Annotated in this window: 16 protein-coding genes; 11 read left to right on the top strand and 5 right to left on the bottom strand. The window is 60.9% G+C overall.

Annotated elements, in window-relative coordinates; translation table 11 throughout:
- Positions 1-95: 95 nt before the first annotated feature.
- From AC1Q8Q_RS31910 to pilG, 3 genes are read right to left on the bottom strand one after another with little or no spacing between them, the layout of a single operon-like run.
- Positions 96-629 carry a chemotaxis protein CheW gene (locus AC1Q8Q_RS31910; protein ID WP_020797387.1) on the bottom strand — a complete coding sequence of 178 codons (534 nt, stop codon included), beginning with the start codon at positions 627-629 and terminating at the stop codon, positions 96-98.
- Between the two features lie 10 nt (positions 630-639).
- Complete coding sequence (gene pilH, locus AC1Q8Q_RS31905) at positions 640-1,005, bottom strand: twitching motility response regulator PilH (protein WP_007897961.1); 366 nt, start codon at positions 1,003-1,005, stop codon at positions 640-642.
- Positions 1,006-1,062: 57 nt separating this feature from the next.
- Entirely contained in the window at positions 1,063-1,467 is a 405-nt protein-coding gene (pilG, locus tag AC1Q8Q_RS31900) for a twitching motility response regulator PilG (protein ID WP_020797386.1), read from the bottom strand.
- A 235-nt stretch (positions 1,468-1,702) separates the two neighbouring features.
- Between pilG and gshB the strand changes: the two genes are divergently transcribed.
- From gshB to AC1Q8Q_RS31865, 7 genes are all read left to right on the top strand, one after another.
- A complete protein-coding gene (gshB, locus tag AC1Q8Q_RS31895; RefSeq protein WP_020797384.1) occupies positions 1,703-2,656 on the top strand; it encodes a glutathione synthase in 954 nt (317 codons plus the stop codon).
- Positions 2,657-2,720: 64 nt separating this feature from the next.
- Positions 2,721-3,620 (top strand): energy transducer TonB, encoded by a 900-nt coding sequence (locus tag AC1Q8Q_RS31890; RefSeq protein ID WP_020797383.1) that lies wholly within the window; start codon positions 2,721-2,723, stop codon positions 3,618-3,620.
- A 191-nt stretch (positions 3,621-3,811) separates the two neighbouring features.
- Positions 3,812-4,384 carry a YqgE/AlgH family protein gene (locus AC1Q8Q_RS31885; RefSeq protein WP_008063482.1) on the top strand — a complete coding sequence of 191 codons (573 nt, stop codon included), beginning with the start codon at positions 3,812-3,814 and terminating at the stop codon, positions 4,382-4,384.
- Entirely contained in the window at positions 4,384-4,821 is a 438-nt protein-coding gene (gene ruvX, locus AC1Q8Q_RS31880) for a Holliday junction resolvase RuvX (protein WP_020797382.1), read from the top strand. The genes AC1Q8Q_RS31885 and ruvX overlap by 1 nt, the downstream gene beginning before the upstream one ends.
- 86 nt (positions 4,822-4,907) lie before the next feature.
- Entirely contained in the window at positions 4,908-5,411 is a 504-nt protein-coding gene (pyrR, locus tag AC1Q8Q_RS31875; protein WP_020797381.1) for a bifunctional pyr operon transcriptional regulator/uracil phosphoribosyltransferase PyrR, read from the top strand.
- A gap of 27 nt (positions 5,412-5,438) precedes the next feature.
- Positions 5,439-6,443, top strand: a complete 1,005-nt coding sequence (locus AC1Q8Q_RS31870) for an aspartate carbamoyltransferase catalytic subunit (protein ID WP_020797380.1) — start codon at positions 5,439-5,441, stop codon at positions 6,441-6,443.
- Complete coding sequence (locus tag AC1Q8Q_RS31865; RefSeq protein WP_020797379.1) at positions 6,440-7,711, top strand: dihydroorotase; 1,272 nt, start codon at positions 6,440-6,442, stop codon at positions 7,709-7,711. The genes AC1Q8Q_RS31870 and AC1Q8Q_RS31865 overlap by 4 nt, the downstream gene beginning before the upstream one ends.
- Before the next feature lie 83 nt (positions 7,712-7,794).
- Here AC1Q8Q_RS31865 and AC1Q8Q_RS31860 read toward each other — a convergent pair whose 3' ends face one another.
- Positions 7,795-8,226, bottom strand: coding sequence for an NINE protein (locus AC1Q8Q_RS31860; RefSeq protein ID WP_033045275.1), 432 nt, complete (start codon positions 8,224-8,226; stop codon positions 7,795-7,797).
- A gap of 249 nt (positions 8,227-8,475) precedes the next feature.
- Here AC1Q8Q_RS31860 and AC1Q8Q_RS31855 point away from each other — a divergent pair, with 249 nt between their 5' ends.
- The gene (locus AC1Q8Q_RS31855; RefSeq protein ID WP_020797377.1) at positions 8,476-9,093 is read left to right on the top strand and encodes a C40 family peptidase; all 618 of its coding nucleotides are present in this window, start codon (positions 8,476-8,478) and stop codon (positions 9,091-9,093) included.
- Between the two features lie 105 nt (positions 9,094-9,198).
- Here AC1Q8Q_RS31855 and AC1Q8Q_RS31850 read toward each other — a convergent pair whose 3' ends face one another.
- Positions 9,199-10,233, bottom strand: coding sequence for a type IV pilus twitching motility protein PilT (locus tag AC1Q8Q_RS31850; RefSeq protein ID WP_492615958.1), 1,035 nt, complete (start codon positions 10,231-10,233; stop codon positions 9,199-9,201).
- A gap of 56 nt (positions 10,234-10,289) precedes the next feature.
- On the opposite strand from AC1Q8Q_RS31850, the gene AC1Q8Q_RS31845 reads away from it, so the two are divergent.
- From AC1Q8Q_RS31845 to AC1Q8Q_RS31835, 3 genes are read left to right on the top strand one after another with little or no spacing between them, the layout of a single operon-like run.
- Positions 10,290-10,976 carry a YggS family pyridoxal phosphate-dependent enzyme gene (locus AC1Q8Q_RS31845; RefSeq protein WP_020797375.1) on the top strand — a complete coding sequence of 229 codons (687 nt, stop codon included), beginning with the start codon at positions 10,290-10,292 and terminating at the stop codon, positions 10,974-10,976.
- A 21-nt stretch (positions 10,977-10,997) separates the two neighbouring features.
- A complete protein-coding gene (gene proC, locus AC1Q8Q_RS31840; RefSeq protein ID WP_020797374.1) occupies positions 10,998-11,816 on the top strand; it encodes a pyrroline-5-carboxylate reductase in 819 nt (272 codons plus the stop codon).
- Between the two features lie 24 nt (positions 11,817-11,840).
- A complete protein-coding gene (locus AC1Q8Q_RS31835) occupies positions 11,841-12,428 on the top strand; it encodes a YggT family protein (RefSeq protein ID WP_020797373.1) in 588 nt (195 codons plus the stop codon).
- Positions 12,429-12,521: the final 93 nt, after the last annotated feature.

Raw genomic sequence — 12,521 nt, 5'->3', positions numbered from 1 at the left:
CCCCCCCCCCCCCCCCCCCCCCCCCCCCCCCCCCCCCCCCCCCCCCCCCCCCCCCCCCCCCCCCCGCTCCCACATTTAGAACTGTGTCGTTCCATTTAAATGGCAACATTCATGAACCCCTGCGACCGCGCCAGCGTAAAGAGGCTCAACACCTGCCAGCTCTGCTCGCGCTGAAACCGGCCGGTGATGAACGGTGCGATCGGGCCGCCCGGTGCGTCTATTGGCTGCAGACTGTCGCGGGCAAAGTGCTGCAAGCCGAAGACTTCATCGACCAGCAACCCGGCAAACACCTCGTCATGTTCCACCACCAATACGCGCCGCTGCTTGCGCGTCGCCGAGATTTCCAGGCCAAAAAAACCGCACAAATCAATGATCGGCAACAAACGCCCGCGCAGATTGGCCACGCCCTTTACCCAGGACTTGACCCCCGGCACCAGCGTAAAACGCGGTTCGTGCAACACTTCACCGATTTCGCCCATGGGCGCGACGTACCACTGTTCGCCCAGGCGAAAACCGATGCCGCTCCAGCTGTCCTGGCGGGCGGGCTGGGACGGCAAGTCCGCCGCCAGCAAGCGACAACGCCGGTCGATCTGCAATAGCAGTTCGAAGGCGGTCAGTGATTCGCTCATGGCCCTGTGATCAACCGGCCAGCACGTTGTTCAAGGTCTTGATCAGGGTATCTTCGTCAACCGGCTTGGTCAGGTAGTCCTTGGCCCCTTGGCGCGTACCCCAGACCTTGTCGGTTTCCTGATCCTTGGTGGTGATGATAATCACCGGGATGTGCCCGGTTTCCGGGTCTTTGGTCAACTGGCGGGTCGCCTGGAAACCATTGAGTCCGGGCATGACGATGTCCATCAGCACTGCGTCGGGTTTTTCCTGGCGGGCCAGCGCCACGCCGTCTGCGCCGTTTTCGGCTTTCAATACTTCATGACCGTGCTTCTCCAGCATGCCGGTCAATTTGTACATTTCGGTCGGCGAATCATCGACGATCAGGATACGTGCCATGGTCTTCCCCATTCTTGTCGGCGCAGGGCCCAATGGCCGAGCGTCACTGTAGGTGTCTTACTGCGGCAAAACAGCGGCAAAGCCCGGAACATGGGCCTGGATCGCGCTCAGCAGCTCTTCCTTGCTGAAAGGCTTGGTCAAAAACTGGTCGGAGCCGACAATGCGCCCCTTGGCCTTGTCGAACAGCCCGTCCTTGGACGACAGCATAATCACTGGCGTGCACTTGAATGCACTGTTGTTCTTGATTAACGCGCAGGTCTGATAGCCATCCAGGCGCGGCATCATGATGTCGACAAAGATGATGCCGGGGTGGTGATCGACGATCTTGGCCAACGCATCGAACCCGTCGATGGCCGTGATGACCTCACAACCCACATTCTTGAGCAGTGTTTCGGCGGTGCGGCGAATCGTCTTCGAATCGTCGATCACCATGACCTTCAAGGCGCTGGGTTGCTGTTCCATAGTTGCTCTACCGTCGCCTTTAGGAATCTATTTGTCCATCTGCGGGGCGTCGAGGACTCGAAACCCTTGATGTTCAAGGGCCGGCACGACATGGCAGCCTTTTTAGCACAGTCTCCAAATCCAATCTATCGGCCGGCCCCGGCAGTGGTTTTTCCTTGACCGGGAACACACTCAGCGCCACTCTGACGCCACTTTTATACGGTCCTAGGCCTCACCCACTTTTGAGGAAACACCCATGAGCGTTCGTGTCGGGATTGTCATGGATCCTATCGCCAGCATCTCCTATAAAAAGGATAGCTCGCTGGCCATGCTGCTGGCCGCACAGAAACGCGGCTGGGAACTGTTCTACATGGAGCAGCGCGACCTGTACCAGGCCGAAGGCCAGGCACGGGCGCGGATGCGCCCGCTGAAAGTGTTCGCCAACCCGGAAAAATGGTTCGAGCTGGAAGCCGAGCAGGACAACCTGCTGAGCGACCTGGACGTGATCCTGATGCGCAAGGATCCGCCTTTCGACATGGAATTCGTCTATACCACCTATTTGCTGGAACAGGCCGAGAATGCTGGCGTACTGGTGGTCAACAAGCCGCAAAGCCTGCGTGACTGCAACGAAAAACTGTTCGCCACGCTGTTTCCGCAGTGCACGCCTCCGACTATCGTCAGCCGTCGCCCTGACGTATTGCGTGAATTCGCCGACCATCATGGCGATGTGATTCTCAAGCCACTCGACGGCATGGGCGGATCCTCGATCTTCCGCCACACCGCCGGCCACCCGAACCTGTCGGTGATCCTCGAAACCCTGACCCTGCACGGCCAGCAGCAAATCATGATCCAGGGCTACCTGCCGGCCATCGTCGATGGCGACAAACGCATCCTGATGATCGACGGCGAGCCGGTGGACTACTGCCTGGCGCGCATTCCTGCTGCCGGCGAAACCCGTGGCAACCTTGCAGCCGGTGGCCGCGGCGAAGCCCGTCCATTGACCGAGAAGGATCGCTGGATTGCGGCGCAAGTCGGTCCGACCCTGCGCGAAAAAGGCCTGCTGTTCGTCGGCCTCGATGTGATCGGCGAGCACCTGACCGAAATCAACGTCACCAGCCCGACCTGCATTCGCGAAATCGACAATGCCTTCGGCACCGATATTGGCGGCATGTTGATGGATGCCATCGATCAGAAGCTCAAGGCCCGTTGATAAGCCAAACCAACATTGCGTTATCATGCGCGGCCTGTGAAAACGCGATGTTGGTTTCCTTGTCATGACCCTCCCGTCCGATCTGCCCCCCGAACTCGCCCACCACGGCGTGCGCCCGGCCGATCGCCTCGGTTTTACCCTGTTCCTGGCGGCGCTGATCCACCTGGCATTACTGCTGGGTGTCGGTTTCACAATGGTCGAGCCCAAGCAGATCAGCAAAACCCTGGAAATCACCCTCGCCACCTTCAAAAGCGAAAAGAAACCGGAAAAGGCTGACTTCCTCGCCCAGGAAAACCAGCAAGGCAGCGGCACCCTGGACAAGAAGGCCATCCCCAAGACCACCGAGATCGCGCCTTTCCAGGACAACAAGGTACAAAAAGTCACGCCACCGCCCGCCGCCAAGCCAGAACAGAAGGACGCCCCGCCCAAGGCAGCCGTGACCACCGTCGCACCCAAGCCAAAGAAAGCCCCGACAAAAACGGAGGAGCCCAAGCCCGTCACCAAACCTGTGGTGGCGGCACCGACATTCGACAGCGAACAGCTGTCCAGCGACATCGCCAGCCTCGAAGCCGAACTGGCCCAAGAACAACAGTTGTACGCCAAGCGCCCGCGCATCCACCGCCTGAGCGCCGCCTCGACCATGCGCGACAAGGGCGCCTGGTATAAAGACGAGTGGCGTAAAAAAGTCGAGCGCATCGGCAACCTCAATTACCCTGACGAAGCCCGGCGCAAGCAGATCTACGGCAACTTGCGCCTGATGGTCTCGATCAACCGCGATGGCTCGCTGTATGAGGTGCTGGTACTGGAGTCGTCCGGACAACCGCTGCTGGACCAGGCGGCCCAGCGCATCGTGCGCCTGGCAGCGCCGTTCGCCCCCTTTACCGGGGACCTGTCGGACATCGATCGCCTGGAAATCATCCGCACGTGGAAATTTGCACGCGGCGACCGCCTCTCCAGTAACTGACCAGCACCCCTTGTAGGAGCGAGCATGTCGAATCGTCGCACCGTCGCGATGGTCGTCAACGATAACGCGGGAAACCTGATACCCCGAGGGGTTTTCAGGTTTTTCGCGAGCATGCTCGCTCCTACAGGGAATCGTGTCAGATTTGCATCCCCAGCTTGTCAGTTCGTCCCTCCAACGCCACACTAGCGTTCATGAAAAACGTCAGCCCCAGCTACCTCAAGCATCACTTCCTGATCGCCATGCCTCACATGGTCGACCCGAACTTTGCGCACACCTTGACCTACATCGTCGAGCACACGGCCAATGGTGCCATGGGGCTGGTGGTCAACCGTCCGCAGGACCTCAACCTGGCCGATATCCTCGAGCAATTGCGTCCGGACATCGAGCCGCCCGCGCTCTGCCAGCACGTGCCGATCTTCATCGGCGGTCCGGTACAGACCGATCGTGGTTTTGTCCTGCACCCCAAGGGCCAGAGTTTTCAAGCGACCGTTGATCTGGAAGGCGAGCTGTCCCTGTCCACCTCCCAGGACGTGCTGTTCGCCATTGCCGATGGCGTCGGCCCGGCGAAAAGCGTTATCACGCTGGGTTATGCCGGATGGGAAGCCGGGCAACTGGAGGCCGAACTGGCCCAGAACGCCTGGCTGACTTGCCCGTACGACGCCGACATCCTGTTCAACACCAGCAGCGAGCTGCGCCTGGAAGCGGCAGCCAAGCACCTGGGCGTCAATCTCAGCCTGCTCACCAGCCAGGCGGGGCACGCCTGATGGCCCTGCGGTTGATTCTGGGATTCGACTACGGCACCAAGCAGATCGGCGTTGCGGTTGGCCAGGTCATTACCGGCCAGGCCCGCGAGCTGTGCACCTTGAAGGCACAAAACGGTATTCCCGACTGGGATCAGGTTGAAGCGCTGATCAAGGAGTGGAAGCCCGACGCCGTGGTGGTCGGCCTGCCGCTGAACATGGACGGCACACCCAGCGACATGTGCGCCCGCGCGGAAAAGTTCGCCCGACGCCTGAACGGTCGCTTCAACCTGCCCTTCTATACCCACGATGAACGCCTGACCACCTTCGAAGCCAAGGGCGAACGCCTGGCCCGGGGCGGACAGAAAGGCAGCTACCGCGATAACCCGGTGGATGCCATCGCCGCCGCCCTGCTGCTGCAAGGCTGGCTCGACGAGAACAGCGCATTGTTCCAATCCTAATCCTGAAGAGCCGTCACCCGTCTCTTTTAGCTACAACCCGAGCCACCTCCCGCAACGATCCGGCTCGGGCCCAAGAAGGAGCAACCATGAGCCTGCCCAATCCCGCCGAACTGATCAGCCAGATGGCGACTGATCTCAAGGCACACCTGGAACACCGTGGCATCAGCGAACCGCGCTACATCGGCATTCGTACCGGTGGCGTGTGGGTTGCCCAGGCCCTGCTCAAGGAGCTGGGCAGCGCCGAACCGCTTGGCACACTGGACGTGTCCTTCTACCGCGACGACTTCAGCCAGAACGGCCTGCACCCGCAAGTGCGGCCGTCGGCCCTGCCGTTTGAGATCGAAGGCCAACACCTGGTGCTGATCGACGACGTGTTGATGAGCGGGCGGACCATCCGCGCCGCCCTGAACGAACTGTTTGACTACGGCCGCCCGGCCAGCGTGACCCTGGTATGCCTGCTGGACCTGGATGCCGGTGAACTGCCGATCCGCCCCAACGTACTGGGCGCGACCTTGTCCCTGGCAGCCCACGAGCGGGTGAAACTGTCGGGGCCGGAACTCAAGCTCGAACTGCAAGACCTCGCCCTTTAATTCGCCCTATTGAGAGTCCCCCTCGCGATGACGCCTCTAGATACCAAGCGCCCGCTGCAGCTCAATGATCAGGGCCAGCTGCGCCACTTCCTCTCGCTCGACGGTTTGCGCCGCGAGCTGCTGACGGAAATCCTCGACACCGCCGACTCGTTCCTCGAAGTTGGCGCCCGGGCAGTGAAGAAAGTCCCGTTGCTGCGCGGCAAGACCGTGTGCAACGTATTCTTCGAAAACTCCACCCGCACCCGCACCACCTTCGAACTGGCGGCGCAACGGCTGTCGGCGGACGTGATCACCCTGAACGTGTCGACATCGTCGGCAAGCAAGGGCGAAACCCTGCTCGACACGCTGCGCAACCTGGAGGCCATGGCCGCCGACATGTTCGTCGTGCGCCACGGTGATTCCGGCGCTGCACACTTCATCGCCGAACATGTTTGCCCACAGGTGGCGATCATCAACGGCGGCGACGGCCGTCACGCTCACCCGACCCAGGGCATGCTCGACATGCTCACCATCCGCCGGCACAAGGGCGGCTTCGAAAACCTTTCGGTGGCCATCGTCGGCGACATCCTGCACTCGCGGGTTGCACGCTCGAACATGCTGGCCCTGAAAACCCTGGGTTGCCCGGACATCCGCGTGATTGCGCCGAAGACCCTGCTGCCGATCGGCATCGAGCAATACGGCGTGAAGGTCTACACCGACATGACCGAAGGCCTCAAAGACGTCGACGTGGTGATCATGCTGCGCCTGCAGCGTGAGCGTATGACCGGCGGCCTACTGCCGAGCGAGGGCGAGTTCTACCGCCTGTTCGGCCTGACCACCGCGCGCCTGGCTGGCGCCAAACCCGATGCCATCGTCATGCACCCGGGGCCGATCAACAGAGGGGTGGAAATCGAATCGGCGGTAGCCGACGGTCCACACTCGGTGATCCTCAACCAAGTGACCTACGGCATCGCGATTCGCATGGCCGTCTTGTCCATGGCCATGAGCGGTCAGACTGCGCAACGCCAATTCGAGCAGGAGAACGTTCAGTGAAGCTCAGCATTCTCGGGGCCCGCGTCATCGATCCGGCCAGCGGCCTGGATCAAGTCACCGATATCCACATTGAAGCCTGCAAGATCGTCGCCATTGGCGCCGCCCCAGCCGGTTTTGTCGCTGTCGACACCCTCGATGCCAAAGGCCTGGTGGCCGCCCCTGGCCTGGTCGACCTCAATGTCGCCCTGCGTGAACCGGGCTACAGCCGCAAAGGTTCGATTACCAGCGAAACCCGCGCCGCCGCTGCCGGTGGCGTGACCAGCCTGTGCTGCCCGCCAAAGACCAAACCGGTGCTGGACACCTCGGCCGTGGCCGAGCTGATCCTCGACCGCGCCCGCGAAGCCGGTAACGCTAAAGTGTTCCCGATCGGCGCACTGAGCAAAGGCCTGGACGGCGAACAGCTTGCAGAGCTGGTTGCCTTGCGCGATGCCGGCTGCGTGGCCTTCGGCAACGGCCTGGAGAGCTTCCGCAACACCCGCACCCTGTGCCGGGCACTGGATTACGCGGCCACCTTCGATCTCACGGTGATCTTCAACTCCCAGGACCACGACCTGGCGGAAGGCGGCCTGGCTCATGAAGGACCGACCGCGAGCTTCCTCGGCCTGCCGGGCATTCCGGAAACCGCTGAAACCGTGGCCCTCGCCAGGGACTTGCTGCTGGTCGAACAGACGGGCGTGCGTGCGCATTTCAGCCAGCTGACCAGCGCACGTGGTGTAGCGCTGATCGCCCAAGCCCAGCAACGCGGCCTGAAGGTCACGGCGGATGTCGCCCTGTACCAGTTGATACTGACCGACGAAGCGCTGATCGATTTCAGCAGCCTCTATCACGTGCAGCCGCCGCTGCGCACCCGCGCCGACCGTGAGGGTTTGCGCGCAGCCGTGAAGTCCGGCGTGGTCTCGGCCATTTCCAGCCATCACCAACCCCACGAACGGGACGCCAAACTGGCACCGTTCGGGGCTACCGAGCCCGGCATCAGCAGTGTTGAACTGCTGCTGCCGCTGGCGATGACACTGGTGGAAGACGGCTTGCTCGACCTGCCGACGCTGCTGGCGCGACTCAGTGCCGGCCCTGCGGAGGCCTTGCGCCTGCCAGCGGGCAAGCTGGCGGTGGGCGGCGCAGCGGATATCGTGCTATTCGACCCTGCAGCCTCGACCGTGGCCGGGGAGACCTGGCTGTCCAAAGGCGAGAACTGCCCATTCATTGGCCACAGCCTCCCGGGTGTGGTGCGCTACACCCTGGTGGATGGCCGGATCAGCCACCAGGCTTAAAACCGCGTCGCCTGCATTCGCGAGCAGGCTCGCTCCCACAAGGACCGCATCAATCCTGTGGGAGCGAGCCTGCTCGCGAAGACTTACTGGAAGGCGCCTCTGTTCTGCGCGTTGCGAATGGACACCTGGTCATTCAGCGTCCAGAAGTCATACAACACCCCCAGAAAGAACAACCCACCCGTCACCAGGTACAGCAACCCGCTGATCCACTTCCCCTGATACATCCGGTGCACGCCGAACACCCCAAGAAACGTCAGCAGAATCCACGCCACGTTGTATTCAATCGGTCCAGCAGTAAATCGCAGGTCTGCTTCACGGTCCATGGTCGGAATCAGGAACAGGTCGATCAACCAGCCAATCCCCAGCAAACCGAAGGTGAAGAACCAGATCGTCCCGGTCACCGGCTTGCCGTAATAAAAGCGATGGGCACCGGTAAATCCAAAAATCCACAGCAGGTAACCAATCACCTTGCTGTGCGTGTCCTGATGCGGGACGGGGGGTTGATAGGTGTTCATGGATGACCTCGATTCACGCGATAGATAAATATTCTTTAAATCTTTGTGACTTTTTTACGAGCAGCCGACGTATGGCAAATGCTACCGTCACTCTCGCCAAACCCTTATAGCACCTGACTTCTGTCGGACAATCGCGTCAATTTACCGCTTATTTGGTTCCGTTAGACCCCGATGGAATCGACCAACGGCCTCAGAATGCCAAAAAAAGCTGTTATAAAGTTGCGCGCTAACACATACGAGCCCTGCCTAATGCGTCCATTTTTCAAGACATGGCTAACCATTTGCCTATTATTGCCACTGGCCGCCCACGCCACCAATCGTGAGCAACGTCTTCCGAACGTTAATGGTTACACCCCAAAATCCCATGCGGCTGCCCCTTCGAGCAAAAGCAAGAAATCGGTAAAGCTGGCTCCACAGCTGGCCAGCAAGAGCAGCCTGGTGCCGCCAATGGCGACCCGGGAAAGCAGCAACGTGCTGAGCCGCGCCGTTAACGTCCTGGGTACACCGTACCGTTGGGGCGGCAGCAGCCCGAGCAAAGGCTTCGACTGCAGCGGCCTGGTGAAATACGCGTTCAACGACGCCACGTTTGACCTGCCACGCACCTCCAATGCCATGGCCAGCGGCCACGGCGAGAAAGTCGATCGCAACGACTTGAAGCCCGGCGACCTGATTTTCTTCAACATCAAGAGTCGTCGAGTCAATCACGTTGCCATCTATTTGGGCAACGACCGCTTCATCCACGCGCCACGCCGTGGCAAGTCGGTGAGCATCGACACCCTGAAGAAACCGTACTGGGAAAAACACTACGTCGTGGCCAAGCGGGTTCTGCCGAAAGACCAGAAAGCGTTGCAGGTTGTTCAGCGCTAACCTGAAGCAAGATCAAAAGATCGCAGCCTGCGGCAGCTCCTACACAGGGACTCGCGTTTCCCTGTAGGAGCTGCCGCAGGCTGCGATCTTTTGCTTTAAACGCCATCAGAAATTCTCCGGCGACCGCGCCTTCTCCCGCGCCTGCTCGCGACTGACCAAGCCCTTGGTCACCAGGTCCCTCAGACCCATATCCAGCGTCTGCATCCCCAGCGACCCGCCCGCCTGAATCGACGAATACATCTGTGCCACCTTGTCTTCACGGATCAGGTTACGGATTGCCGATGTCCCGAGCATGATCTCGTGGGCTGCGACCCGCCCTCCCCCGATCTTCTTGACCAGGGTCTGGGACACCACCGCCAGCAATGACTCGGAAAGCATCGAACGCACCATCGACTTCTCGTCCCCGGGGAACACGTCGATGATCCGGTCGATGGTTTTCGCCGCCGAGGTCGTGTGCAGCGTGCCGAACACCAAATGGCCAGTCTCGGCGGCGGTCAATGCCAGGCGGATGGTTTCCAGGTCACGCATTTCCCCCACCAGGATCACGTCCGGGTCTTCGCGCAGGGCCGAACGCAAGGCGGTGGCGAAACTGCGGGTATCACGATGAACTTCACGCTGATTGATCAGGCATTTGCGCGATTCGTGAACGAACTCGATAGGGTCTTCGATAGTGAGGATGTGGTGATGGCGGTGGTTGTTCAGATAATCGATCATCGCTGCCAAGGTGGTGGACTTGCCGGACCCCGTCGGGCCTGTCACCAGGACCAGGCCACGCGGCGCGTCGGTCATCTTGCGGAACACCTCGCCCATGCACAGCTCTTCCATACTCTGGACCCTGGACGGGATCGTGCGGAAAACCGCTCCAGCGCCTCGACTCTGATTGAAGGCATTGACCCGGAATCGCGCGACGCCGGGCACCTCAAAGGAAAAGTCGGTTTCCAAGTGCTTCTCAAAGGCCACCCGCTGGGTGTCGTTCATGATGTCGTAGATCAGTGCCTGCACCTCCTTGTGCTCCAGGGCCGGCAAGTTGATGCGCCGCACATCGCCATCGACACGGATCATTGGCGGCAGGCCTGCCGACAAATGCAGGTCGGATGCGCCTTGTTTGGCGCTGAACGCCAGCAACTCAGTGATATCCATAGCACCCCTCAATTCCAGTAGAATGCCGCCAACCTCAGACCGCTGGCGCCTCTTGAATGTCCACGATAGCAGACAACATTGAACGGGTTGGTTCACGTATTCGTGCCGCCGCCCTCGCCGCCCACCGCGATGAAAACAGCGTCCAGTTGCTGGCCGTCAGCAAGACCAAACCCGCCCAGGCGCTGCGTGAAGCCTATGCCGCGGGCCTGCGCGATTTTGGCGAGAACTACCTGCAGGAGGCATTGGGCAAGCAGGCGGAACTGACCGACCTGCCCTTGATCTGGCACTTCATCGGCCCCATTCAATCGAACAAGACTCGCGCAATCGCCGAGCACTTCGCCTGGGTGCATTCCGTGGATCGCCTGAAAATTGCGCAACGCCTGTCCGAACAACGCCCCGCCGATCTGCCGCCCTTGAACATCTGCATCCAGGTCAACGTCAGCGGTGAAGCCAGCAAGTCCGGCTGCACACCGGAGGACCTGCCGGCCTTGGCCAATGCCATCAGCGCCTTGCCGCGCCTGAAGTTGCGCGGGCTGATGGCAATTCCCGAACCGACCGAAGATCGTGCTGCCCAGGATGCCGCTTTTGCTGCCGTGCAAAGCTTGCAGGCCAGCCTGAACTTGCCACTCGACACACTTTCCATGGGGATGAGCCACGACCTTGAGTCAGCTATCGCCCAAGGTGCCACTTGGGTCCGTGTCGGTACGGCCCTGTTTGGCGCCAGAGATTACGGTCAACCTTGACCCCCTTCATAAGGACCTGACATGAGCAAGACACGTATTGCCTTTATCGGTGCCGGCAACATGGCCGCCAGCCTGATCGGCGGCCTGCGGGCCAAAGGCCTGGAAGCGGCGCAGATCCGCGCCAGCGATCCGGGAGAAGAAACCCGAGCCCGCGTGAGCGCCGAACACGGCATCGAAGTATTCGCCGACAATGCCCAGGCCATCGAGGGCGCCGATGTGGTCGTGCTGGCGGTCAAGCCCCAGGCGATGAAGGCTGTCTGTGAAGCCCTTCGCCCAAGCCTGAAACCCGGGCAACTGGTGGTATCGATTGCCGCCGGCATCACCTGCGCCAGCATGAACAACTGGCTCGGCGCCCAGCCGATCGTGCGCTGCATGCCCAACACGCCGGCGCTGCTGCGTCAGGGCGTGAGCGGCCTGTTCGCCACCAATCAGGTGACCGCCGAACAGCGCCAGCAAGCTCAAGAGCTGCTATCGGCGGTTGGTGTTGCCCTGTGGCTGGACGAGGAACAACAGCTGGATGCGGTCACCGCCGTTTCCGGCTCGGGCCCTGCGTACTTTTTCCTGCTGATCGAAGCCATGACCGCCGCTGGCGTGAAACTCGGCCTGCCGGCAGACATCGCCGCGCAACTGACCCTGCAAACCGCCTTGGGCGCCGCCCACATGGCGGTGTCCAGCGACGTAGACGCCGCCGAGCTGCGTCGCCGCGTCACTTCGCCTGCCGGCACGACCGAAGCCGCGATCAAATCGTTCCAGGCCAATGGCTTCGAAGCACTGGTCGAAAAAGCCCTGGGCGCCGCCGCGCATCGTTCGGCCGAGATGGCTGAGCAACTCGGTCGCTAATCAGCACTTAATAAGGAATCAACAATGCTCGGACTCAATGACGCTGCCATTTTTGTGATCCAGACCTTGGGCAGCCTGTATCTTTTGATCGTGTTGCTGCGTTTCATCCTGCAATTGGTGCGGGCGAACTTCTACAACCCGCTCTGCCAATTCGCCGTCAAGGCCACGCAACCCCTGCTAAAGCCGCTGCGCCGGGTTATCCCGAGCATGTTCGGGCTGGACATGTCCTCGCTGGTGCTGGCCCTGATCGTGCAAATGGTGCTGTTCGCGGTCATCCTGCTGCTCAGTGGTTACTCGGTCGATGTACTGTTCCTGGCCCCCTGGGCGCTGATCGGCATCTTCGCGCTGTTTTTGAAGATCCTGTTCTGGGCAATGATCATCAGCGTGATTCTGTCCTGGGTCGCTCCGGGAAGCCACAATCCAGGCGCAGAACTGGTCCAGCAGATCACTGAACCGGTGCTCGCGCCGTTCCGCCGGATCATTCCGAACCTGGGCGGCCTCGACATCTCGCCGATCTTCGCCTTCATCGCACTGCAGTTGCTGCAGAGCTGGCTGATTCCGCGCCTGGCTTACTACGCGCTGATGCCAAAAGAACTGTTTGGCCTGATCTGATCCTGCTGCACGACGGTGATCGTTCCCACGCTCTGCGTCACTAGTGTCCGGTAAAAACCGAAGGGGGAGCTTGCTCCCCCTTGCTGTTGGCGG

The organism is Pseudomonas sp. GW823-FHT06B06 (genome assembly GCF_058795195.1).
This window is presented reverse-complemented; position numbering and strand designations above follow the sequence as displayed.